The organism is Symbiobacterium ostreiconchae, assembly GCF_055396975.1.
Window position 1 is genome coordinate 3105833 of record NZ_AP042454.1, and the last position, 23483, is coordinate 3129315.

Consider the following 23483-nt stretch of genomic DNA (forward strand, 5'->3'; position numbering starts at 1 on the left):
CGAGTCTACCGGTCAAGTATGACCCCCAGATGACAAGTTGTTACGAAAGTATGACGCACCGATTAAACCGGCAGCGTCAGCGTAAACCGGCTGCCCTCGCCGACCCGGGACGCCACGAGGATCCGGCCGCCCAGGCGGGCCGCCGCCTCGGCCGCAATAGCCAGTCCCAGCCCGGCGCCGCCGGTCGCGCGCGACCGGGCCTTGTCCACCCGGTAGAAGCGCTCGAAGATGTGCGCCAGGTGCTCGGGCGGGATGCCGATGCCCGTGTCCGTCACGGCGACCCAGGCGATGCGGCCTGAACGGCCGGCGCCGGCCTGGTCGACGGCCTCCGCGGCGGCCGGTCCTGACGTCTCCGCGCCGGCATCCTGCAAGGCCGGCGCCGGGCCGGTACCCACGGCCACCTGCACGGCGCCGCCGCGCGGGGTGTACTTGATGCCGTTCTCCACCAGGTTGCCCACGACGGTCTGCACCAGCTCCGGCTCCGTCCGCACGGGCACAGGCGGGCCGGGCAGCAGCTCCAGCCGCACGCCCCGTTCGGCGGCCAGCGGCTCCAGGGCGTGCACAACCTCCGCCACGGTGCGGCGCAGGTCGACCGGCTCGGCCGTGTTGCCCGCCTGGCTGCGCGCCTCCGCCCGCATGTCGAGGCGCGCGAGCTGCAGGAGCGAGCTGACCAGGCGGCCCGCCCGGTCGCACTCGTGGACGATGTCGGTCAGGTGTTCCTTGTACACCGCCGGATCCAGCGGGCGGTCGGTGAGCAGCGGCTCCGCCAGGGCCCGGATCGCGGCGATGGGCGTGCGCAGCTCGTGAGAGGCGTCGGCGACAAACGCCCGCCGCTGCTGGTCCAGCCGGCCCAGCTCCTCGGCCATGCGGTTGAAGCCCTGGCCGAGATCCCTGAGCTCGCTGCTGCCGCCCGGCACGACCCGCGTGTCGAGCCGGCCCCGGGCGAGGCGCGCCACCGCCTCCCGCAGCCGCACCAGCGGGCGGGTGAGGTACCGCGCCAGCAGCACGCCGAGCACCACCGACAGCGCGGCCATGGCGCCGGCCACCCACGCCAGCTGCCTGAGCAGGTCCTGCTGCGCGTCCCGCACGGCGCCGATCTCCGCCGCCAGCAGCACGACGCCTCTCTGTGCCTCGCCGACGACCACCGGGATGCCGGCGTACATGACCCACTCGCCCGTGGGCAGCCGCCGGGTGCCCGTAGCGGTCTCACCGGCCAGGGCCCGGCGGACCTCGGGATGCGTCAGCCGCTGCCCGAGGAGGGGCGTGTCGGTCGCGATGTCCGCGATGACGACCCCCTCACGGTCCACGACCACCGGTCGGATGCCGCTCTGCTGGTGAAAGCGGTACAGCGCCAGCGTCATGCCTTCCTGGGGATCCGCCCAGTACTCGGCCGCCAGCCCCGCCGCGGCCTGTCCCCAGGCCAGGACCGAGTCGGCCCGCTCCTGCATCAGCCGGGCGCCGGTCTGGTAGAGCAGCAGCGCCCCGCTGCCGCCCAGGGCCAGGACCGTGACCAGGGCGAAGGCCAGGGCCAGCTGGACGGCCAGCGGCCAGTGGTCCGGCCGCCTCACGGCTCGGCCTCCAGGTAGTAGCCCACGCCCCACTTGGTGCGCAGGTAGCGGGGCCGGGAAGGATCCGCCTCCAGCTTCTCCCGGATGCGCCGGACGTGGACGTCCACCGTGCGCTCGTCACCGGCGAAGTCGTAGCCCCACACCAGGTCCAGCAGCTCCTGGCGGGTGTACACCACCCCGGGGTGGCGGGCCAGCAGTTCCAGCAGGTCGTACTCCCGGGCCGTCAGCTCCAGGGGACGGCCAGCCACCTCCGCCCGGCGCTGTCGGGTGTGGAGCACCAGATCGCCCACGGCGACCCTGCCGGTCTGCTCCTGCCGGGACGGGGCTTCGGCCCGCCGCAGGATGGCCCGGATGCGGGCGATCAGCTCCCGGGTGTTGAAGGGCTTGGTGAGGTAGTCGTCCGCCCCCAGCTCCAGGCCGAGGATCTTGTCGATGTCGTCGGCCTTGGCCGTGAGCATGATGATCGGTGTCATGCCGGCGGCCCGCACCTCCCGGCAGACGGTGAGCCCGTCCACCTCCGGCAGCATCAGGTCCAGCACGATCAGGTCGAAGTCGCCTGCCCGAAACTTGTTCAGCGCCTCCCGCCCGTCGGACGCGGTGGTCACCTGGAAGCCTTCCTGCTCCAGGCTGAGCCGCAGGCCCTTCACCAGGCCCGGCTCGTCGTCCACGACGAGGATGTGGGGCATCCAGCGTCACCTCCTGCCGGGTGCATTCTCGCCAGTGCCAGCATATCGCACGGTTCGGGGCCGGTCTACCCTGCGCCAAGGTACTGGTCGATCTGCTCGCCCGGGTTTAGCACGGGGCCGCCGTGGCAGACCTCCAGCCGCTCGGGCTGCAGCGCCGAGACGATAGCCGCGGAGCGCACCGCTTCGGCCATGTCGGCCGTGAAGATGGCCATCGGCCGGCCGATCCGCCCCCGCCGGGACGTGAACAGGTCCCCGGCGAGCAGCACCCGGTCCTGCTCGTGGTAGTACGCGACGTGGCCGGGCGAATGGCCCGGCGTCAGGTAGGGCCGGAGCCCGCCCACCCGGGCCAGGACGCCCGGGCGCCCTCCGACAGGGGCTCCGCCACACCCGGCGCGACGGTGACGGCGGCCGCCCGCCGGCGGGGATACGGCAACTGCCCCGTCATGTACGGAATCTCCCGGGCATGAGCGTAGACGGGCACGGCCCGCTCCCGCAGGATCCGAGCAATTGCCCCGGTGTGGTCGCTGTGGCCGTGGGTCAGCAGGATGCGCCGCAGGGGCCCCGCCCCGAGGCGGTCCACCGCCCGCAGGATCCCGCCCGCCATGAAGGACAGGCCCGCGTCCACCAGCGTCACGCCGTCCTCGGCAACCACCAGCCACACCCTGACCGGGACCAGTACCCAGACAGAGACAGCCCAGATGTGTGTGGACACCCGCTCCACCCGCACGGCTGCAACCCCCTCCTCGCCGCGATCGCCGCGCCTTGACCGGCGCGGCACGCCTCCCCCCCCCCGTGAGGCCGTCTCGGATCCGCCGGGCGGCGCAGGGCGGCGCAGGCCCCCGCACGCGCCGCCGCGGCACGTCCTCACCGGCTCGCCAGCCGAACCTGAACCCGCATCAGGCCTGGCTTTTCCTCGACGTATCCGCCGGGCGCGTCCACCGACAGCGCCTCGCCCTCTATCCTGAGCCGCCCGCCCTGCTCCACGGGCGGCGGCCCGGGCAACCGCAGCCGGAACCGCCGTCCCGCCTCCCCCCACTCCTCCAGGCAGAGCGCATGGATGGTCACCCGCAGCCCGTCGGGGCCCACGGCTCCGCAGAACCGGGTGTGGAGCCTCCGGCCGGGGGAGATGTTCAGAAGGTTGGTGGGATCCCACATGAGCCCCTTCACCTCGGGCGGCAGGGCGATCTCCACCGCCACGCCGGGACCTTCCTCCAGCTCCCGGAGCAGCGCCGCAATCCGCTTCTGCCGCTGCGCCTCCGCCTCCTGTTCCGCCTCCAGCAGGGCCGCCAGCCCTTCGGCCACCACCACCTGGTGGACAGGCGGCAGCGGCTCGGCCAGGCTCTCCTCCAGGAGTTGCTGAAGCGACCCGCCCACCGCCGCGAGCCTCGCCTGCCAGCCGGGAGCCATCCTGTCCAGCACGAGCGCCTGGGCCGCACCGGTGTCGTAGAAGCGCCGGTAAGCGGCGTGGCGGCCGCCCACGTTGTAGGACAGCAGCCGCCCGGCCAGCTCGTCCAGCGGCGCCCCGGCCCACACCTCCACGTAGGTGGGCGTCCCCTCCACCCACTCGGCGGTCTGCTCGTACACGGCCGCGTCCCCCCGGTCGATGCGGACCAGGTGCCGGTGGCGGTGCTGGCGCATGGACAGGAAGGCGCCCACGGCGGTGCGGTCTCCTTCCAGCGCGCGGGCCAGGAGCCGGTTCTCCACGACCGCCATCGCGTTGTTGGCCGGATCGTTCTCCGGGTAGCTGGCCATGGCCTGCATGCCCGCCAGGTCCATCCGGGGCAGGGCGGGAAAGGCCACCTGCTGGAACACGTGGAACGCCTCGTGCAGGATCAGGCGCGCCAGGGCCGCGTCGTCGGACGGGGGCCGGTCCGCGAGGTTCACCAAAGCGGTAAGGTGCCCGGCCACGGGCATGGCGGTGTTGCCCGCCATGTCGGGCCGGACGGGACCCGCGTGCACCGGACGGCCTGCCACCTCCCCGGCGGGCCGGTAGCCCTCGGGCGGGGCGGGGTGGCCGATCAGCCAGGCTTCGCGTGCGTCATAGAGCAGAATCGGGATGGACGGGAGCGCGAACCCCGGCCAGAGGTCGCCCTCCCCACACAGCCGGTGTGCCAGCGTGACGACGGTACGGATCCGTTCCACGGGAACCACCTCCCCGGCGCAGCCGGCGCCGCGCCGTCCAAATCGCCCGGGCAGTGCATGCCCCGGCGCCGTTGCCCTGCGTGCAAAGTCCACCGCGGCGCGGTGCCATTCTGCCTCGGGCGCTCTGCCGCTCGGCCTCGGCAATACACCGCTTTGCCACCGTGATGCGCCGCTCTGCCTCCGCGATTCGTCGGTCTGCCTCGGCGATGCGCCGCTTCGCCTCGGACGCTGTGCCGCTCGGCCTCGGCAGTACACCGCTCTGCCACCGTGATGCGCCGCTCTGCCTCCGCGATTCGTCGGTCTGCCACCGCAACGCGCCGCTCAGCCTCGGGCGCTGTGCCGTTCGGCCTCGGCATTACGCCGCCCTGCCACCGTGATGCGCCGCTCTGCCTCCGCGATTCGTCGGTCTGCCTCGGCGATGCGCCGCTTCGCCTCGGACGCTGTGCCGCTTGGCCTCGGCATTACGCCGCCCTGCCACCGTGATGCGCCGCTCTGCCTCCGCGATACGCCGCTCTGCGCCACCGTGATGCGCCGCTCTGCCTCGGCGATGCGCCGTGTGCCGCAGCGGTGCGTCCGTCCGCCGTCAGTCCTCGGCGACGACGCGGTAGATCGCCCCGCGCCGGTCGACCACGTAGACCTCGCCGGCCTCATCCTCGCCGAACGAGGTGATGTTGAGCGACGTGTCCAGCAGCCGGCCGGTCTGCCACTGGCCGTCCTGCTGCTTCAGGCCCCAGATGTACCCCGTGCAGTAGTCACCATACAGATAGATCCCCACCAGTGCGGGAATGGCCTGCCCGCGGTAGACGTAGCCGCCGGTGATCGAGCAGCCGCCCTCCGCGTGGGTGTACTCGGCCACGGGAAAGACAGCGCCGGGTGCCTCGCCCTGCGCGTACCGCCGGGAGCCCTCCCAGACCCGCCACCCGTAGTTCTCGCCGCCCGGGCTGCCGGCGGGCTGGAAGTTGACCTCCTCGATGGCGTTCTGCCCCACGTCCGCGATGTACAGGTCGCCGGTGGCCCGGTCGAAGCTGATCCGCCAGGGGTTGCGCAAACCGTAGGCCCAGATCTCCTCCCGGCCCTGCCCCCCGACGAAGGGGTTATCCGGCGGGATGCGGTAGGGACCCGGCTGGGAGACGTCCAGCCGCAGGATCTTGCCCAGCAGGCTGTCCAGGTTCTGGGCCCGGTTCTCCGGGTCTCCCGCCGAACCACCGTCGCCGAGGGCCAGGTAGAGGTAACCGTCCGGGCCGAAGAGCAGCGCGCCGCCGTTGTGGTTGGCGTAGGGCTGCTCCACGGTCAGCAGCACCTCCTCGGAGGCCGCGTCGCCCCGGCGGGGGTCGCCGTCCCGCAGCCGGAACCGGGACAGCACCGTGCGCCCGTCGGGCCGGCCGGTATAGTGGATGTAGAAGATGCCGCTCTCCCGGAAGTCGGGCGAAAAAGCCAGCCCCAGCAGCCCCTGCTCGTTCCCGCGGCTCAGCACCCGGTCGGTCAGGTCGAGGAAGGGCGTCTCCAGCAGGCGGCCGTCCTCCAGCACCCGCACCCGGCCCGGCTGTTCCAGGATGTACAGCCTGCCGCTGCCGTCCCCGGCGTGGGTGACGTAGAGCGGCCTCTCCAGCCCGTCCACCACCTTCTGCAGCCCGATCTGCGGCCAGCCCTCCCCCGGTCCGGACGCCGGGCTGCATCCCAGCAGCAACAGCAACAGCACGGAGATCACGCCGCGTACAACGGCGCCCAAGTCAGACCCTCCCATCCGCAACTCTTCCACAGGCCCCGCCTCCCCTCCTGTTCCTCACCGCAGCTGCTGCGCCAGCCAGACGGCCATCCCGACCTGGGCTGCCAGCAGAACCGGCACGCCGACCGCGAACCTGGCCTTTCGGGTCTTGTGCCGCACGAGGTAAACGCCCAGCAGCGCGCCAGCCCCGCCGCCCAGCGCCGCCAGCCAGAGCAGCGTCCGTTCCGGCACCCGCCGGCCCCCGCGGCGGGCCCGGAGCTTGTCCCAGGCGTAGGTCAGCAATACGATCAGGTTGAACAGGAGCAGCGCCGCCCCTGCCAGCGCCGGCCAGGTCAGGTTCCATCCCTTGACGGCCGCCACCCCCTTCGCTACGTTAAGACTCAGTCAACCGGTGACGTAAGCGGGTGTGAGATGCGGGAGAGGTGAGATATTGGCGGTGGGCGGTGAGAGGCAGGACTGGAAACGGGAAGTGAGCAACGAGAATGGAGAGGTGAGAAGCGGGATGGGAAGTGGGAAGTGGGAAGTGGGATGTGGGATGTGGGATGTGGGATGTGAGATGTTAGATGTTAGATGTAAGAGTTAAGCGGTGTGAGAGGTGAGATTTGGGCCGCGGATGTGGACGGTTGCTCCGTAACTGCGGCGAACGGTGCGGCTGGACACGTGGGACGCCGTCCTCGGGCCGCCCCCGGTGAAACGCACAGCCGGCGGGGCTTCACCGTCGGCCGTCTGCGGGGGGCGCTCCCGTCTCACATCCCCCGGCCGCAACACCGAACCTTGACTCCCAGCCCGGCCCCGTTCCCCTCTCACCGCGTACTCACTGCTGACCACTGCCAGCGGCGGCCGCGCACCTGACTCACTCCCCTCCGCCCACCACTCACCACCCACAGCCACTCCCACCGCCCACCACTCACCACCCATAGCCCCTCTCACCGCCCACCACTCACCACCCACAGCCCCTCTCACCGCCCACCACTCACAGCCCACAGCCACTCCCACCGCCCACCACTCACAGCCCACCGCCAACTCCCTCCGCCCACCACTCACCACCCACAGCCCCTCTCACCGCCCACCACTCACCACCCACAGCCCCTCTCACCGCCCACCACTCACAGCCCACCGCCAACTCCCTCCGCCCACCACTCACCACCCACAGCCCCTCTCACCGCCCACCACCCACCACCCACAGCCCCTCCCACCGCCCACCACTCACCACCCACAGCCCCTCCCACCGCCCACCACTCACCACCCATAGCCCCTCTCACCGCCCACCACTCACAGCCCACCGCTCAATGAGGAGGTTCCCCCGTGGCCATCTACGCAATCGGCGATCCCCACCTCAGCCTGGCCGTCAACAAGCCCATGGACATCTTCGGCCCCCGCTGGGCCGGTCACGCCGCGCGCCTGCTCCAGAACTGGGAGGCCACGGTGGGCCCCGACGACTACGTCCTCGTCCCCGGCGACATCTCCTGGGGCATGACTTTGGACGAGGCGCTGCCGGACCTGCAGGAGATCGACCGGCTCCCCGGCCGCAAGCTGCTCATCCAGGGCAACCACGACTACTGGTGGCAATCGCTGAAGAAGCTGCGGGCGCTGCCGCTCAGCACCATATCCTTCATCCAGAATGACGCCGTGCTGCTGCCGGATGGTTCCGTGCCGGGAGTGGACGGGCGGGTGGCCGTCTGCGGAACCCGGGGGTGGATCACCCCCGGCGACCGGACGTGGCATGAGGACCCCGCCCACAACGAGAAGATCTACCGGCGCGAAGTGGGAAGGCTGCGGCTCTCGCTGGAGGCGGGCCGGAAGGCCGGGGCAGACCGGTACATCGTCATGCTCCACTACCCGCCGGTGGCCGACGACCACGCGCCGACGGAGTTCACCCGTCTGCTGGAGGAATGGGGCGGCGTTCTGCTCTGCGTCTACGGCCACCTCCACGGGCCCAACGCGCCCCACCGCGCCTACCAGGGGCTGCAGGGCACCGTGCGCTACCGCCTGGTGGCCTGCGACGCCGTGGACTTCACCCCGGTGAACCTCTTCCCCCAGGGCGGGGACATGGCCGCAGGCAACGGTCTATGCTAAGATAAAGACACAAAAGGCTCCGCGAAATGAGGATGGCCATGGCAACCCCGAGCATGGAAGATTACGTGGAGAAGATCTACGAGCTGATCCAGTCGAAGGGCTATGCCCGGGTCAGCGACATCGCCCAAGAGCTGAACCTGCAGCCGTCTTCGGTCACGAAGATGGTCCAGAAGCTCGCGGAGGCGGGGTATATCCACTACGAGCGCTACCGCGGGCTGGTCCTCACCCCCGCGGGCGAACTGTTGGGTGAACAGATGAAAGACCGGCACGCCATGCTGACGGAGTTTCTCCGCACCATCGGCGTGCCGGAAGAGGAGATCGAGGTGGACGTGGAGGGCATCGAGCACCACGTCAGCCCGTCCACCGTGCGCTGTATTCAGGACCTGACGTCCTTCCTGCAGGAGAACGAGGACGTCCGGGAGGCCCTGGCCGCCCACCGGCGGCGCCGGCAGGCCCGGGAAGAGGCGGAAAAAGCGGCCCGGGAGCAGGCCGAAGCCTGACGGCGGCTAGGCGGTCAGCTGCGGCTCGCGGCGCTCCCGGATGCGCGCCCGCACGAAGGTCCGGCACCAGGCCGCGGCGAGCAGCAGCACGAGCGCCGTGGCCGGGAAGACCCAGCGGATTCCCACCCGGTCGCCCATCACGCCGCCCAGGAGCGGCCCCAGCATGGCGCCGACGTTGAACGCCGACTGGTTCAGCCCGAACGCCTTGCCCCGCTGCTCCCGAGGCACCGTGGCTGCGATGAGTGCGGACAGGCCCGGCGTGACGGCCGCCAGGGAGAGACCCGCCGCCAGCCGGAACAGGCCCATCGCCATGCCGCTCCGCACGATGGCCTGCGGCAGGGTGAGCAGCGCACCGCCCGCAAGGCCGAGGGTCACGGTGGTCACGTACCCCCACCGCTCGCCCAGCTTGGCCCATGACGGCGCGGCCAGCACGAACGCGAGGCCCGGCACCGAGTAGATGACGCCGGCCATCCAGTTGGGACTGCCGGCCCCCAGGAGCTCCCGGATGTAGGGGATGAGGATCGGCTCCATCGCCGCCTGGGAGGCCATCATCAGGACGGTCGTGGCGAGCAGCGCCGGAAGCGGCCCGCCCCGCAGCACCTGCCGCATGTCGCCCAGCAGGTGCACCTGCTGGTGCGCCGGACGCTGGAACTGCTCCCTGACCGCCGCCAGTACCAGCAGCGTCGCCGCGAACACGGCGATACCGCCCAGGGCCATGGTGCTGCGGATGCCGATCAGGTCGGCCAGGAAGCCGCCCAGCATCGGCCCCAGGATCGACCCGGCCTGGTTGCCGGTGGCGACCACCGAAAGCGCGCGGCCCATGTGGCGCTCCGGGGTGGTCGTGGCCACCAGCGCCGTGGCGGTGGGGATGAACCCGGTCAGGGCGCCGATCATCACCCGGACACCCAGCAGCTCGTAGGGGTTGCGGACGAAGGACATCAGCACGTAGGCCGTGCCCAGGAAAACCCCGGCCCGGATCATCATCGCCTTGCGGCCCCAGCGGTCGCCCAGGGCGCCCCAGATCGGGGCGGTCAGCGCCGAGAAGCCGGAGTTGACCGCGCCGAGCAGCCCCGCCCAGACGGTCACGCCCACGCCCACCCCCAGGTCATCGCTGAGGAAGACCGGCATGAAGGGCATCACCATCGTCCAGGCCGCTGCGGCGATGAAGACCGCGGCCCAGAGCACCACCACGTTTTTCTGCCACGACTCCATGTTCGAAGGCGCCTTCTTTCCGTGTGATAGTGAGCAGGCTTCGATGAGTTGACTATAGACCCGAATCCCTGGAATGTCTACAGGCTGTGCGAACAGCGCGCAGGACCGGAAGGGAACCGGTCCGGCACAGTCGAAGAAGAGAAAGATCTCAAATGTTGGAAGAGGAGAGAGCCGCCTTGGCCAACAAGCTGTCGCAGAGCGAGATTGACGCGCTGGTGGCCAGCCTGCTGGCCGCAGACAACGCCGAGAAGGAGGCCGCCGCCAAGCAGGCGGCCCAGCAGGAAGCGCCTGACGCCGGCGCCCCGGCTGCAGCCGCCGCCCAGGCCGCAGAGGCCGGGTCGGACAGCTTCGAGTCCGCGCAGGACCTGGGACCGGTGACCCAGGCGGAACTCGAGGCTGCGGTCGCCGCGTCGCGCGCGGCCAAGCGAGCGGCGAACCAGCCGGATGCGATCACCCCCGGCACGGTGGCCATCAGTCCCTCCGCGGGGGCGCCGGAGTCCGGCCCTGCGGAGGCCCCTGCCCCGTCCGGGCCGGCGGGGGCCGCGCCCGCCGCAGCCGGGGCACCGACCGGGGCCGGGACACCGACCGGGGCCGGGGCGCCCACCGGAGCAGGGGCGTCCATCGGAGCCGGGGCGCCGGCCGCAGCCGGGGCGCCGGCCGCAGCCGCTGCGCCCGGGACCGCAGCTTCGCCTGCGGCCCAGGCTAGCGCCGCCGCCGCAGGGCTCGCCGCCAGAATCCCGCCCGGCCTGCGGGGGGTGCTGCTGGACATCGAGCTCACCCTGAGCGTCGAGCTGGGCAAGGTCCGGCTGCCCCTGGGCGACGTCCTGTCGATGGGGCCGGGGTCGGTCATCACGCTGGACCGGCTGGCCAGCGAGCCCCTGGACGTGAAGGTGAACGGACTGCCGGCCATGAAGGCGGAGGTCATCGCCATCGGCGAGAAGTACGGCATCCGGATCGTCGAGTCCGACCTGCCCGGCCACGCGGCCGCCTCCTGAGCGCGAACACGCAAACCGCATTCTTAGCGGGCGGTGCCCCCATGGGCACCGCCCGCTGCTGTCTCTCGTCACCCGGTCAGGCTCTGGCCGCCGGCGAACTGGCTGTAGTACAGGTCGGCGTAGTGGCCGCCCGCGGCCAGCAGCTCCCGGTGCGTGCCCTGCTCCACGATGCGGCCGTGGTCCATGACGAGGATCAGGTCGGCGTCACGGATGGTCGACAGCCGGTGGGCGATCACAAAGCTCGTGCGCCCCCGCATGAGGGACTGCATGGCCTGCTGGATCTGCAGCTCCGTCCGGGTGTCCACCGAGGAGGTCGCCTCGTCCAGGATCAGCATGGCGGGATCGGCCAGGAAGGCCCGTGCGATGGTGAGGAGCTGCTTCTGGCCCTGAGAGAGGTTGGAGGCCTCCTCGTTCAGCACGGTGTCGTACCCGTCGGGCAGGGCGCGGATGAAGCTGTCCGCGTGCGCGAGCCGGGCCGCCTCCACGATCTCCTCCTCCGTGGCCCCCTCCCGTCCGTAGGCGATGTTCTCCCGGATCGTCCCGTGGAAGAGCCAGGTGTCCTGCAGCACCATCCCGAAGAGGCCCCGCAGGTCGCCGCGCCGGAGCCGGCGGATGTCCACGCCGTCCACCGTGATCCGGCCGCCGTCCAGCTCGTAGAAGCGCATCAGCAGGTTGACCAGGGTGGTCTTACCCGCGCCCGTGGGGCCGACGATGGCGATCACCTGGCCGGGCCGGGCCGTGAGGTTCAGCCCCTCGATCAGCGGCTGCTCCGGCCTGTAGCGGAACCGGACGTCCTCGAAGCGGACCTCCCCCCTGGGCTGGTCCAGGCGCGCCGGCGCCTCCGGATCCGGGACGACCTCCGCCTCGTCGAGCAGCTCGAAGACCCGCTCGGCCGCGGCGATGGTGGACTGGATGATGTTGGCAATGCTGGCCGTCTGCGTGATCGGCTGGCTGAACTGGCGGGCGTACTGGATGAACGCCTGGATGTCGCCGATGGGCACGACCCGGCGGGTGACGAAGATGCCGCCGACGACCGCGACGATCACGTAGCCCAGGTTGTTCACCAGGGCCATCAGCGGCATGATGATGCCCGAGACGAACTGCGCCTTCCAGCCCGCCTCGTACAGCCGCCGGTTGATGCGGTCGAACTCGGCTGCCGCCTCGGCCTCCCGGCCAAACGCCTTCACCACCTGATGGCCGGTGAAGGTCTCCTCCACGTGCCCGTTCAGCTCGCCCAGCGCGGCCTGCTGGGCCTTGAAGTAGCGCTGGGACCGGCGCGCCACCCCCACGGTGACGATGGCCGACAGCGGCAGCGAGACCAGGGTGACCAGCGTGAGCACCGGGCTGATGCTGAGCATCATCGCCACGACGCCCACCAGCATGACCAGGGCGGAGATGAGCTGCGTCAGGCTCTGCTGCATGGTGGCCGCGATCGTGTCGATGTCGTTGGTCACCCGGCTCAGGACCTCGCCGTGGGTCTGCCGGTCGTAGAAGCTGAGGGGCAGGCGCGCCAGCTTCTCGTTGACCTGGTTGCGCAGGTCGTAGACCGTGCGCTGGGAGATCCCCGCCATCACGAACTGCTGCACCACGCCGAATCCGGCGCTGATCAGGTAGAGCGCTCCCAGCAGCGCGAGGATGCGGGCGATCTCGCCGAAGTCCACCCCGGCGCCGGGGATGCCGGCCTGCCGGGCCAGCATCCCCTCCAACAGCAGGGTGGTCGCCCGGCCCATGATCCGGGGGCTCACGATGTTGAAAAGGGTGCTGAGGGCGGTGAGCAGGAACACGAGGCCCAGCTGCCAGAGCCGGGGCCGCAGGTAGCGGAGCAGCCTGCGCAGGGTGCCTCGGAAGTCCCGGGGCTTCTCGCCCGCCATCGCCATCGCGGGGCCCATCCCGTGACCGTGCCGGGGGCCGCGCCCAGGTCCGTGCCGTGCGCTCATGCCAGCACCTCCTCGGCGAGCTGGGAGGCGACGATCTCCCGGTAGATCTCACAGCTCTGCAGGAGTTCACGGTGGGTGCCGATCCCGGCGACGCGGCCCTGGTCCAGCACGATGATCCGGTCGGCATCCATCACCGTGCTCACCCGCTGGGCGACGATGAACACGGTGGACCGGGCGATCTCCGGCTTCAGGGCGGCGCGCAGCCGGGCGTCGGTGCGGAAGTCCAGGGCGGAGAAGTTGTCGTCGAAGATGTAGATCGCCGGGCGGCGCACCAGGGCCCGGGCGATGGTCAGCCGCTGCTTCTGGCCGCCGGAGACGTTGGTGCCGCCCTGGGCGATGGCGGTGTCGTACCCGTCCTGCATCTCGGCGATGAAGCCGTCGGCCTGGGCGATGGCGGCCGCGCGGGCCACCTCCTCGTCGCTGGCGTCCGGCTTGCCGAAGCGGATGTTGTCCGCGATGCTGCCGCTGAAGAGCATCGCCCGCTGGGGCACGTAGCCGATGGCGGCGCGCAGGTCGGCCTGACGCCACTGGCGCACATCGACGCCGTCCACCAGCACGGCGCCTTCCTGCACGTCGTAGAAGCGGAGGATCAGGTTGATCAGGGTGGTCTTGCCGGCGCCGGTGCCGCCGATGATCGCCGTCACCTCACCCGGAAGCGCCCGGAAGGAGACCGACTCCAGGGCCGGCCGCTCGGCGCCGGGGTACCGGAACGTGACGTCCCGGAACTCCACCTCGCCCCGCACCCCATCGGGCACGTAGGGATCCGGCGGGTCGGTGATGGCCGGCTCCACGTCCAGCACCTCGTTGATGCGCACGGCCGAGGCCGAGGCCCGGGGCAGCATGACGAACATCATCGAGAGCATCATCGTGGAGAACATGATGTGCATGACATACTGGATGAAGGCCATCAGGTCGCCGACCTCCATGCGGCCGGCCTCGATCCGGATGCCGCCGAACCAGACCACGGCGATGGCCGTGAGGTTCATGATCAGCATGAGGATCGGCATGAGGGCGCCCATGAGCCGGTTGACCAGAATCGCGGTCTCGGTGAGGTCCCGGTTGGCGTCGACGAACCGCCGCTGCTCGTACGCCACCCGGTTAAAGGCCCGGATGACCCGCACGCCGGTCAGCCCCTCCCGGACGACCCGGTTCAGCCGGTCGATCTTCTGCTGCATGGCGTGGAACAGCGGCACGGCCTTTGCGGCCACCGCGCCGATGGCCGCCCCGAGCACGGGCAGGGCGACGACGATCACCAGCGACAGGGTGCGGTCCTTGGAGAGGGCCATGATCAGCCCGCCGATGGCCATCATCGGCGCGAAGAGCATCATGCGCAGGGCGATCATCACCACGTTCTGCACCTGGGTGATGTCGTTGGTGGTGCGGGTGATGAGCGTGGCGGTGCCCAGCCGGTCGAACTCGTGCAGCGAGAACCCCTGCGCCCGGCGGAACACCGCCTGGCGCAGGTCTCGGCCCAGGCCCATCGTGACCCGGCTGGAGCAGTAGCTGGCCAGCACGGCGACGGCCGCCCCGCCCAGGGCGACCAGCAGCATCAGGCCGCCCATGCGCAGGATGTACCCGGTATCGCCGCGGACGATGCCGACGTCGACGATGTCCGCCATCAGCGTCGGCAGGTAGAGCTCGGCCACGGCCTGCAGGAACACCAGAAGCAGGGTGAGCGCGGCAAGGGGCGCGTACGGTTTCAGGAAGCGGAGCAGCTTGATCACGTCAGGCGTTCTCTCCTTCCCGGGTGGCCAGGTAGCGTTCCAGTGCACGGAGCAGAATGCGCATTCCCTGCTCCACGGCGGCCAGCTCCTCCTCGGGCACGTTCGCCGCCACGGCCTGCCAGGCGGCCTGCAGCTCCCGCGCCGTGTGTTCCAGGGCCGGGCCGGCGGCAGGCGTGGCATAGAGCCGGATGAGCCGCTGGTCAGCGGGGTCCGACGCTTTTCGGACGTATCCCCGACGGGCCAGGTGGTCGACCGTGCGCGAGACGTGGCTCTTCACCATGGCGACGCGCCGGGCCAGTTCGGAGACGGTGATGCCGGGCTCGCGCGCGATCTCCCGGAGCATGAAGAAGACAGGGGGCGGCATGGCCGACTCCCGGAACACGTCGTTGAGCGCGACGCGCATCTCCCGGTTCAGCCGGTGCCACAGCTCACCGATTTCAGAGCGCAAGGGCGGCAAGCGGTTCACCTCGTTCGCCATCGAACGTTCGATACAGAACTAAATCATACGACGGCCCCGCCCGGTTTGCAAGCGCGCGAAAAGCGGTCCCCGCAGGGACCGCTTTTCGGGTTACGCTTCCGGGGGCGAATCCGGGGGTGCGAGCCGTGCGCCGCAGTTGGGGCAGACCCGCGGCCGGAACTCGACTCCCAGGCCTTTCTGGCACGCCGGGCAGCGCCAGTCCCGCCAGATGAAGAGGAGAGCGCCGATCACGACCACCAGGAGGGTGATCATCCCATACCGGTCGCCGAAGATCTGGCCGATCGCAGAAGCGCCCACGACCATCAGCAGGGCGGCCGACACCAGGGTCGCCACGAACCGTCGCCGCCGTCGCTCTACCAGCTGCCACATTTCTTCCGGTGTCACTCGGTCGGCCTCCTCCAGTCAAGCTAGACCTATAAACACTATAACCCAATAAACTTTGCCAATTCAATCGGGTCCGCCGAGTGGAGGTGCCTGCGTCTCGACACGGGGCTCCAAGTGCTCAAGAAGGTGAACTTTCCTGGATGCAGAACATTTTGATGAAGGTCATTTCCAGCGGATATCCAATTATGGCTGATAAACCCTAGATCGGTTGGAGGCTCATCAACCATGCGCTGGACCATCGGAAGAAAACTTGCGACATCTTTCTCCGGCGTCATCCTCCTCATGCTTCTCGCTGCCGGCCTCAGTTTCCGTGCTCTGCTCATTCAGCAGCAGCGGTACGACCTGCTGGCCAACGACCTGCGGATCGCGCAGATCCACACCGCCCGCCTGGAGGCGGCGGTCCGCGGCCAGGCGCAGGCCGTGCTGGGATATGCGGCAGGCATGCCCGACGCGCATACGGAGTACCTCGGCTACCTCGCCGATGCCCAGGCCATCATCTACGACCTGGAGGTCACCGCAGCCAGCGACGAGTCCCTGAAGCTGGTGGCCGACCTGCGGGACGCCGGTCAGCGCTTCGACGCGCAGGCCCAGGGCATCTTCCAGATGGAGCCCACGGGCGCCCGCCAGGCCATGGGCACGCTGACCTCGCTCCTCGCGGACTATGTCGATGCCGCCAACGCGATCGCGCAGTACGTGGACCAGCAGGCTGAACAGGTCATGCTCGCCACCCAGCAGGAACTGCGGCGCATGCAGTACGCGGCCGGCGCCCTGGCCGGCGTCAGCCTGGTGCTGGCGGTGGTGATCTCCATGACGCTGACGCGCTCGATTGCTCGCCCGCTCAACCGCGTGGCCGACGTGGCCGGCTGGGTCGCGGGCGGCGACCTCACCGTGCCGGAACTGAACATCCAGTCGCAGGACGAAATCGGGATGCTGGCCGCCCTGGTGAACACGATGCTGACGGGCCTGCGCGATCTCATCAGCCAGATCGCCGATTCCGGGCGCCAGGCGACCCGGTGGGCCGAGGAGCTGCGCACCACCACCGGGACCATGGCCGAATCGTCCCGGCAGGTCGCGGCCGCGGTGAGCCAGATCGCGCAGGGGACGAGCGTCCAGTCGCAGGCCGCGGCCACCAGCCTGCAGCAGGTCCGCGAGCTGCAGGACGGCATCGCCCAGATCGCGGCCGGGGCGCAGCGTCAGGCGCAGCAGACCGAGAGCGTGGCCGCCGACGCCCAGCGGATGATGGCCAATCTCACTGACGTGGCCGAGAAATCGGCGCTGATGCGGGAGATCGCCGAGCAGACCCTTTCCACCGCGCACGCCGGCAAGCGGGTGGTGGATGAGTCCGTGGAGGCCATGCAGGCCATCCGGAGCAGCGTCGAGCGGTCGGCCGCGCTGGTGGCCCAGCTGGGCGACCTGTCGGGTCAGATCGGGGCGATCACCGACACCATCACCGCGATCGCCGACCAGACCAACCTGCTCGCCCTCAACGCAGCCATCGAGGCCGCCCGCGCCGGCGATCAGGGGCGGGGGTTCGCCGTGGTGGCCGAGGAGGTCCGCCAGCTCGCGGAACGGGTGGGCTCGTCCGCCGGCGACATCGCCCAGTTGATCGAGCAGATCCGCACCGCCACGGCCCGGGCCGTCAGCGGCATCACCGAGGTGAGCGATCAGGTGCAGAAGGGCGCTCATCTGGCGGAGGACGGCGGGCGCGCCCTGCAGGAGATCGTGGGGATGGTCGAGCAGACCACCGGCCACGTGGCGGCGATTTCCGAGGCCGCCGGGCATCTGGTCTCGGTCAGCCAGTCCATCCAGAAGGCCATCGACGAGGTGGCGGCCATTTCCGGCGGGCATACCGCCGCGACCGAGCAGATGGCCGAGAACGCCCGGCTCGTGACGGAGGCCTTCGAGTCCATCGCGGCGACGGCCGAGCAGACGGCCGCCTCCAGCCAGGAGGTCGCGGCCTCCACGGAAGAGCTGACCGCCGGCATCGAGCAGATCACGCACTCGGCCAAGCAGCTGGCCGACCTGGCCTCGGAGCTCAGCGAGCACATCGGCCGCTTCAAGGTCTGAGCGCATGCATCGAAAAGCCGCCGCACCGAAAGCGGCGGCTTTTCCGTCCCCGATGTCGGCATACTAGGTGCAGCGCCCGGGTGATGGCCCGCGCCGCGCGGCGACGGGTCGCCACCGCGGGAATCCGCACGCGAAAGGAGCTGACAGGTTGAGCACACCCACCCAGACCCGGGACGTGACCACCCACGAAATGCTGGTGCTCAACGAGCTGATCCGGCTGGAGTCGGGCGACGTCCAGAAGACCAAGTCGATGCTGGCGATGGTCAGCGACCCCGACCTGCGCCAGCAACTCACCGCCTGCCTGCAGACGGGCCAGGCCCACGTCAGGGCCCTGCATGACTTCTGCCGGGCCCGGGGACTCGGCGGATAGGAGGGATGCACGGTGTCGACGGTGATCAGCGCGATCGGCGAGGCCATGGGCATGAAGCCCGAGGACCGGGTAATCGCAGAAGGTCTGCTCACAGCGGCCAAGCTGAAGGCGATGGCCTACTGCACAGCCGTTCTGGAGACCACCAACCCCGACCTGCGCCGCCTCCTGACCACTCACCTCACCGACGCCCTGGCCGAGCATGAACGCTGCACCCGTCTGGCCATCGAGCGCGGGTGGTACAAGGCCCACGCCACGCCCGACGAACTGGTCGGGCAAGCCCTGAAGGACGCCCGGGAGGTGCTGGAAGGGTAAGCGCGGCGAAGCCGCCCCGCAGGGGCGGCTTCTGGTTTACAGCCGGTACCGCATCAGGGGCAGCATCCGCCCCGGGTCGACGGTGGAGGCCACCTCCCCCGCCCGCACCGCGCCCATCTTGCGGTAGAACCCCTCCGCATGGGGGTCGGCGTCGATGCGGAGCGCCTTGTACCCATGGCCTGCGGCCTGCTGCACCGCGTGGCGCCAGAGTTGCCGGCCGATCCCCTGGCCGATGGCCGTCGGGTCGACGAACATGAAGTCCAGGGCACCCTCGTCTGCCGGGCCTGGCTTCAGGACGTAGAACCCGAGCAGCCTGCCGCGGTGTTCCGCAGCAAACACGTCGTGGGCGGCGATCATCGCCTCGGTCACCGTGAGGTCCTCCCGACACTGCGCGATGAAGTCCGGGTCGTAGCCCCAATACGCCTTGGAGCGCAGCGCCAGGGCAGAGAGCGCCCCGGCCTCGGACGGCCTGGCGCGTCGGATCCGGCTGAACATGGCCACCATCTCCTCTCGTGACGGGCTGACGCAACTCGTCCAGCGTAAACGGCGGGATGCAGCGGCCGTCCACACGCGCTGTCGGATCTCACCCCTGACGGCCCGCTGCGGAGCGCCCCCGGGGCTGCGGTGCCGGTGCGGCGTCCCCGCGGGTCACCTGGCTGAGGGAGGCTCCAGAAGCACGGCCTGGACCTCCGCAAGCACATCGGTGACCTCCGACATGGAGAGGTTGGAGAGCACGGCGATGGCGTGGTCATGGGCCGGGGAGTAGAGCGCCACGTTGCTGTACCCCGGGAGGGTGCCGGTGTGGCCCACCATCTCCTGGCCGCCGATGACCAGACGCCGTACCCCCAGGCCGTACCCTGTCTGCGCGGGCATGTCCTCGTCAGGGGCGTCCACGAAGGTCAGCATGGACTGGAGTGTGGAATCAGCCAGCACCCGGCCCCCCAGGAGGCCGTAGGTGAACCGGGCCACGTCGGCGGCGCTGGCCGTCACGGCGCCGGCGGCGAAGGCCGAGGTCTCCAACGGCGCCCTGAACCGCTCCATGTCCAGCTTGATCCCCAGCCGGCCGGTGCCCAGAACCGTCACATCGTACCCCCGCACGGTGCCCAGGGAGCGCGCCTCGCCGGCGGTCACGAAGGTGTTGGTCAGCTCCAGGGGCCCGAGCACCTGGTCGTGCAGCAGGTCGGCAAACGACCGCCCTCCCGCCGCCTCGGCGATGCGGCCGAGGAGCACGTAGTTGCTGTTGGAGTAGTAGTGCTCGGTTCCCGTTGCCGAGCGGGGCGCCTGCTGCCGGATGACCTCCAGCAACTCCTCGACACGCCACCGGCGGCGCAGGAGCACCGTCTTCAGGTTAAAGCCCATGTTCTCGGTGTAGTTGGCAAGCCCGCTGGTGTGGTTCAGCAGCTGCCGCACGGTGATCCGGTCCCCGTCGGGCATGTCGGGGACGAACCGGCTCACCGGGTCATCCAGCGAGAGCATGCCCGCCTCGGCCAGCCGCAGGATGAGGGCGGCGGTGTACAGCTTGCTCACGCTGCCGATGTGGAACCGGTCCTCCGCCGTCACGGGCCGCCTGGCCGGCGGGTCGGCCCAGCCGACGGCGCCCGTCCAGACCAGCTCACCGCCCTGCACCACCGCCACCTGCAGCGCCGGCACGCCCAGCCGCTCCCGCGCGTCCGCGACCACCTGCAGGAGCCGGTCGGAGGCGGCCGGGTCCAGCGTGGCCGCCCACGGCTCTCCGCGGCCCGGTCAGCCGTTTCCGGGCTCGACGCGGCGGCCCCGCCGCGCCGGTCGCCGGGGCTGCGCGGCCCGCAACCGCCGCCCCAGCAACCTGCAGGCCAACCAGCCGGGCAGACCGCCCAGGGTGTTGAGCAGAAGGTCGTCCACGTCAAGACCGCCCAGTCCCGTGACAAACAGGATCAGTTCCAGCGAAAGGCTCACCCCGCACACGAGGGCGCCCGCCGGGACCAACCGGGAGAACCGGGTCCACCTGGGGGCCCCGCAGACCTTGACGCTCTCTTCCCGTCACCGTACAATAAACAAGTTGTATTGAAAACCATCGCCGTGCCGCACCGGATGCCGCACGGCACTTTGTTGTGCGAAAGGGCGGATCGAGACCCATGCTTGCGACCAACCAGAGCCCGTTCTCCGCCGAGATCCGCCGCCGGCGGACCTTCGCGATCATCTCGCATCCCGACGCCGGCAAGACCACGCTCACCGAGAAGCTCCTGCTCTACGGCGGCGCGATCCGGCTGGCAGGCGCGGTCAAGGGCCGGAAGGCCGCCAGGGCCGCCACGTCGGACTGGATGGAGATCGAGCGGCAGCGCGGCATCTCGGTGACCTCCTCCGTCATGCAGTTTGCCTACGACGGCTGCATGGTCAACATCCTGGACACGCCGGGCCACCAGGACTTTTCCGAGGACACCTACCGCACGCTGGCGGCCGCCGATTCGGCCGTCATGCTCATCGACGCCGCCAAGGGTGTGGAACCGCAGACGATCAAACTGTTTCACGTGTGCAAGATGCGGGGCATCCCCATCTTCACCTTCGTGAACAAGCTCGACCGGGAGGGCAAGGATCCCTTCGCCCTCATGCAGGAGATCGAGGACGTGCTGGGCATGCGCACCTGTCCGATGAACTGGCCCGTGGGCATGGGCTCCACCTTCAGGGGCGTCTACGACCGGCAGAAGCGGCAGGTGGAGCTGTTCGACAACCGGGACCACGGCCAGACCAAGGCCCGCGTGCAGACCGCCGGCGTCGACGACCCGGCGCTGACGGACCTGCTCGGTGAGGACCTGCACCGGAAGCTCACCGAGGACATCGAACTGTTGGACGTCGCCGGCGACCCCTGGGACTTCGACCGGTTCCGCCGCGGCGACCTCTCCCCCCTGTTCTGGGGTTCGGCGCTCACCAACTTCGGCGTGCAGTCCTTCCTGGAGTACTTCCTGAGGCTCGCGCCCTCCCCCGAACCGCGCCTGGCGGGCGACCGGCTGGTCGACCCGGAGGAGCCGCGCTTCGCGGCGTTCGTGTTCAAGATCCAGGCCAACATGAACCCCGCCCACCGGGACCGGATCGCGTTCATGCGGATCGTCTCGGGCCGCTTCGAGCGGGGCATGGAAGTCCAGCACGTGCGGCTGGGCAAGAAGGTGCGGCTCTCCCAGCCCCAGCAGTTCATGGCGCAGGACCGGCAGATCGTGGAGGAGGCCTACGCCGGCGACATCATCGGCGTCTTCGACCCCGGCATCTTCCGCATCGGCGACACCCTGTGCACAGGCGAACCCGTGGTGTTCGAAGGGATCCCTTCTTTCTCCCCCGAGCACTTCGCCCGGGTCCGCTTCAAGGACGCGATGAAGTCCAAGCACTTCCGCAAGGGCCTGGACGAGCTGACGGAAGAAGGCGCCATCCAGGTCTTCTACGCGACGCAGCCCGGCCACCCCGACCCGATCCTGGGTGCGGTGGGCGAGCTGCAGTTCGAGGTCTTCCAGTACCGGATGCAGCACGAGTACGGGGTGGAAGTGACCCTGGAGCGGCTGCCCTATGAGATCGCCCGCTGGGTGGAGGGTGAAGGCTACCAGCCCCGCCGCTTCTGGGGCACCGATAACCTGCCCGTCACCGACCGGGACGGAAGGAACGTGCTCCTCTTCCGCAACGAATGGTCGATGCGCTACGTCGTGGAGCAGAACCCGGGCCTGACTTTCCAGGCGACGGCCCGGCCATCCTGACCTTGCGCCGCCCCCGCGCAGCGGGGGCGGCGCCCTTTCTCCTGCCCGCGGCGCCACCCCGCCGTATCCGCAAAACGTCAAAGTTGGTCAAAAGAGCAGCGATGATCAAAGGTGGTGCTGCCGATGAACTGGCACAAGGAACCCTTCGCAAAGGTCGCGTCGCAGGTGGGCCCCGGCGTCGTCCAGGTGCGAGCCGGCAGGGGGCAGGGCTCCGGGGTCCTGCTGGACCCGCAGAGCGTGATCACCAACGCCCACGTGGTCGGCGAGAACCCCGCGCCGGCCATCACGTTCGCCGACGGCGTCACCCGGCCTGGCCGGGTCGTGGCTGCGGACCCGCTGTACGACCTGGCCCTGGTGCAGACCGAATCGCCGACAGGCGCGCGGATCGATCTGGCGGGCGAGGCGTCCGTCGTGCCCGGCCAGCTGGTGGTCGCCATCGGCAACCCCTACGGCTTCGGCTGGACCGTGACGACGGGCGTCGTGAGCGCCGTCGACCGGATCATCGGCGGACTGGACGGCCTCATCCAGACCGACGCCGCCATCAACCCCGGCAACAGCGGGGGCGCCCTGGTCGACCTGCAGGGCCGGCTGGTCGGCATCCCCACGCTGGTGCTGGCCAGGGGGCAGAACATCGGCTTTGCGATCCCGTCCTGGCAGGTGCTGCAGGTCGTGGAGCAGTTCCGCCGGACGGGCCGCGCCGAGCACCCCTACGTCGGCCTGGCCGGGACGACCGAGGTGATCGACCCGGTGCTCGCCCGGGCGCTGGACCTGCCCGAGCGCGGCGTGCTGGTCGCTGAGGTGGAGCCCGGCGGCCCGGCCGCGCGCGCCAGCCTGCGGGCGTGGGACCTGGTGACCGCCGTGAACGGCGTGCCCACCCCGTCGGTGCAGGCCCTGCGCCGCGAGGTCCGCAGGACCCCCGTCGGCGCCACGGTCCCCTTCACCGTGCTCCGGGGCGGGCGTCTCCTGGAGGTGCCTGTCCGGGTGGCCGAGCTGCCGGCGCCGGCGCGGCGCTGAGGCGCGGCGGCCAGCCCTGTGCCCGCTGCGCGATGAAGTCGCGCAGGGCGTCCCGGGTGCTGGTGAAGGCCAGTTCGTCCCACGGGATCTCCTCGGGCGCGAAGAGCCGCACCTCCAGCGTCTCGCTGTTGGGCGCCGGTTCACCGCCCAGCACGTCGCAGTGGTAGACGATCACCACGACGACCGAGTCGGGGTAGGAGTAGATGCCAACCGGCCGGGTGGCCCGCACCCGGAGGCCGACCTCCTCGAAGGTCTCCCGCTCCGCGGCCTGGGGCACGGTTTCGCCCCGCTCCATGTAGCCCCCGGGGAACACCCACCGGCCGCGCGCGGGCTCGATGCCCCGCCGCGCAAGCAGGATCCGGCCGCCCAGCACCGGCACGGTGCAGGCCGAGATCTTGGGATCCAGGTAAGTAATGCGGCCGCAGGCGCGGCACACCAGCCGCTCTTTCCCCTCCGCCGGCACGAACCGCAGCTCCAGCCCGCCCCCGCAGGCAGCACAGAACTTCAGCGTCTCCGCCACCTCCCGTTAAGGCAGGCGGCCCGAGGCGCCCGCCCCAGTTGTGGGAATTTCCACAC

At 70.3% G+C, this 23483-nt stretch carries 24 protein-coding genes; 8 read left to right on the forward strand and 16 right to left on the reverse strand.

The window, feature by feature from the left end; genetic code table 11:
• Window positions 1-62: 62 nt before the first annotated feature.
• The 7 genes from ACZ5UM_RS15120 to ACZ5UM_RS15150 all read right to left on the reverse strand — a co-directional run bounded on the left by ACZ5UM_RS15120 (window position 63) and on the right by ACZ5UM_RS15150 (window position 6482).
• Window positions 63-1568: a sensor histidine kinase gene (locus ACZ5UM_RS15120; RefSeq protein ID WP_464845118.1), complete on the reverse strand. Its 1506-nt coding sequence runs from the start codon at window positions 1566-1568 to the stop codon at window positions 63-65.
• On the reverse strand, window positions 1565-2254 hold the full coding sequence (locus tag ACZ5UM_RS15125) for a response regulator transcription factor (protein WP_464845119.1): 690 nt from the start codon (window positions 2252-2254) through the stop codon (window positions 1565-1567). The genes ACZ5UM_RS15120 and ACZ5UM_RS15125 overlap by 4 nt, the downstream gene beginning before the upstream one ends.
• Window positions 2255-2319: 65 nt before the next feature.
• Entirely contained in the window at window positions 2320-2595 is a 276-nt protein-coding gene (locus tag ACZ5UM_RS15130) for an MBL fold metallo-hydrolase (protein ID WP_464845120.1), read from the reverse strand.
• Entirely contained in the window at window positions 2571-3032 is a 462-nt protein-coding gene (locus ACZ5UM_RS15135) for an MBL fold metallo-hydrolase (protein WP_464845121.1), read from the reverse strand. Before ACZ5UM_RS15135 ends, ACZ5UM_RS15130 begins: the two co-directional genes overlap by 25 nt.
• Before the next feature lie 86 nt (window positions 3033-3118).
• Entirely contained in the window at window positions 3119-4396 is a 1278-nt protein-coding gene (locus ACZ5UM_RS15140; RefSeq protein WP_464845122.1) for a hypothetical protein, read from the reverse strand.
• 583 nt (window positions 4397-4979) lie between these two features.
• A complete protein-coding gene (locus ACZ5UM_RS15145) occupies window positions 4980-6125 on the reverse strand; it encodes a PQQ-dependent sugar dehydrogenase (RefSeq protein ID WP_464845123.1) in 1146 nt (381 codons plus the stop codon).
• A 54-nt stretch (window positions 6126-6179) separates the two neighbouring features.
• Window positions 6180-6482: a DUF1294 domain-containing protein gene (locus tag ACZ5UM_RS15150; RefSeq protein WP_464845124.1), complete on the reverse strand. Its 303-nt coding sequence runs from the start codon at window positions 6480-6482 to the stop codon at window positions 6180-6182.
• 945 nt (window positions 6483-7427) lie between these two features.
• On the opposite strand from ACZ5UM_RS15150, the gene ACZ5UM_RS15155 reads away from it, so the two are divergent.
• Both ACZ5UM_RS15155 and mntR read left to right on the forward strand, forming a co-directional pair.
• On the forward strand, window positions 7428-8198 hold the full coding sequence (locus tag ACZ5UM_RS15155) for a metallophosphoesterase (RefSeq protein ID WP_464845125.1): 771 nt from the start codon (window positions 7428-7430) through the stop codon (window positions 8196-8198).
• A 38-nt stretch (window positions 8199-8236) separates the two neighbouring features.
• Entirely contained in the window at window positions 8237-8698 is a 462-nt protein-coding gene (mntR, locus tag ACZ5UM_RS15160) for a transcriptional regulator MntR (RefSeq protein WP_464845126.1), read from the forward strand.
• A 6-nt stretch (window positions 8699-8704) separates the two neighbouring features.
• Here the strand turns inward: mntR and ACZ5UM_RS15165 are convergent, their stop codons facing one another.
• Window positions 8705-9910, reverse strand: coding sequence for an MFS transporter (locus ACZ5UM_RS15165; protein WP_464845127.1), 1206 nt, complete (start codon window positions 9908-9910; stop codon window positions 8705-8707).
• Between the two features lie 176 nt (window positions 9911-10086).
• On the opposite strand from ACZ5UM_RS15165, the gene fliN reads away from it, so the two are divergent.
• Window positions 10087-10905, forward strand: coding sequence for a flagellar motor switch protein FliN (fliN, locus tag ACZ5UM_RS15170; protein WP_464845128.1), 819 nt, complete (start codon window positions 10087-10089; stop codon window positions 10903-10905).
• A 68-nt stretch (window positions 10906-10973) separates the two neighbouring features.
• On the opposite strand, the gene ACZ5UM_RS15175 is transcribed toward fliN, so the two are convergent.
• The 4 genes from ACZ5UM_RS15175 to ACZ5UM_RS15190 form a co-directional block, all read right to left on the reverse strand.
• Window positions 10974-12842, reverse strand: a complete 1869-nt coding sequence (locus tag ACZ5UM_RS15175; RefSeq protein WP_464845129.1) for an ABC transporter ATP-binding protein — start codon at window positions 12840-12842, stop codon at window positions 10974-10976.
• On the reverse strand, window positions 12839-14566 hold the full coding sequence (locus tag ACZ5UM_RS15180; RefSeq protein ID WP_464845130.1) for an ABC transporter ATP-binding protein: 1728 nt from the start codon (window positions 14564-14566) through the stop codon (window positions 12839-12841). The genes ACZ5UM_RS15175 and ACZ5UM_RS15180 overlap by 4 nt, the downstream gene beginning before the upstream one ends.
• Window position 14567: 1 nt before the next feature.
• Window positions 14568-15014 (reverse strand): MarR family winged helix-turn-helix transcriptional regulator, encoded by a 447-nt coding sequence (locus ACZ5UM_RS15185; RefSeq protein ID WP_464845131.1) that lies wholly within the window; start codon window positions 15012-15014, stop codon window positions 14568-14570.
• Window positions 15015-15134: 120 nt separating this feature from the next.
• On the reverse strand, window positions 15135-15428 hold the full coding sequence (locus ACZ5UM_RS15190) for a hypothetical protein (RefSeq protein WP_464845132.1): 294 nt from the start codon (window positions 15426-15428) through the stop codon (window positions 15135-15137).
• A gap of 225 nt (window positions 15429-15653) precedes the next feature.
• On the opposite strand from ACZ5UM_RS15190, the gene ACZ5UM_RS15195 reads away from it, so the two are divergent.
• The 3 genes from ACZ5UM_RS15195 (at window position 15654) to ACZ5UM_RS15205 (ending at window position 18177) form a co-directional block, all read left to right on the forward strand.
• Window positions 15654-17495 carry a methyl-accepting chemotaxis protein gene (locus ACZ5UM_RS15195; protein ID WP_464845133.1) on the forward strand — a complete coding sequence of 614 codons (1842 nt, stop codon included), beginning with the start codon at window positions 15654-15656 and terminating at the stop codon, window positions 17493-17495.
• Window positions 17496-17643: 148 nt separating this feature from the next.
• Window positions 17644-17865, forward strand: coding sequence for a ferritin family protein (locus tag ACZ5UM_RS15200; RefSeq protein ID WP_464845134.1), 222 nt, complete (start codon window positions 17644-17646; stop codon window positions 17863-17865).
• Window positions 17866-17877: 12 nt separating this feature from the next.
• A complete protein-coding gene (locus ACZ5UM_RS15205) occupies window positions 17878-18177 on the forward strand; it encodes a spore coat protein (protein ID WP_464845135.1) in 300 nt (99 codons plus the stop codon).
• Between the two features lie 36 nt (window positions 18178-18213).
• Here the strand turns inward: ACZ5UM_RS15205 and ACZ5UM_RS15210 are convergent, their stop codons facing one another.
• The 3 genes from ACZ5UM_RS15210 to ACZ5UM_RS15220 form a co-directional block, all read right to left on the reverse strand.
• Entirely contained in the window at window positions 18214-18672 is a 459-nt protein-coding gene (locus ACZ5UM_RS15210) for a GNAT family N-acetyltransferase (RefSeq protein ID WP_464845136.1), read from the reverse strand.
• Window positions 18673-18825: 153 nt separating this feature from the next.
• Entirely contained in the window at window positions 18826-19857 is a 1032-nt protein-coding gene (locus ACZ5UM_RS15215; RefSeq protein WP_464845137.1) for a serine hydrolase domain-containing protein, read from the reverse strand.
• A 63-nt stretch (window positions 19858-19920) separates the two neighbouring features.
• Window positions 19921-20142 (reverse strand): VanZ family protein, encoded by a 222-nt coding sequence (locus tag ACZ5UM_RS15220; RefSeq protein WP_464845138.1) that lies wholly within the window; start codon window positions 20140-20142, stop codon window positions 19921-19923.
• A gap of 149 nt (window positions 20143-20291) precedes the next feature.
• Here ACZ5UM_RS15220 and ACZ5UM_RS15225 point away from each other — a divergent pair, with 149 nt between their 5' ends.
• Window positions 20292-21893: a peptide chain release factor 3 gene (locus ACZ5UM_RS15225; protein WP_464845139.1), complete on the forward strand. Its 1602-nt coding sequence runs from the start codon at window positions 20292-20294 to the stop codon at window positions 21891-21893.
• A 123-nt stretch (window positions 21894-22016) separates the two neighbouring features.
• Window positions 22017-22907 carry a S1C family serine protease gene (locus ACZ5UM_RS15230; protein WP_464845140.1) on the forward strand — a complete coding sequence of 297 codons (891 nt, stop codon included), beginning with the start codon at window positions 22017-22019 and terminating at the stop codon, window positions 22905-22907.
• Here the strand turns inward: ACZ5UM_RS15230 and ACZ5UM_RS15235 are convergent.
• Window positions 22831-23427, reverse strand: coding sequence for an NUDIX hydrolase (locus ACZ5UM_RS15235; RefSeq protein WP_464845141.1), 597 nt, complete (start codon window positions 23425-23427; stop codon window positions 22831-22833). The two genes, ACZ5UM_RS15230 and ACZ5UM_RS15235, sit on opposite strands and share 77 nt — an antisense overlap.
• Window positions 23428-23483: the final 56 nt, after the last annotated feature.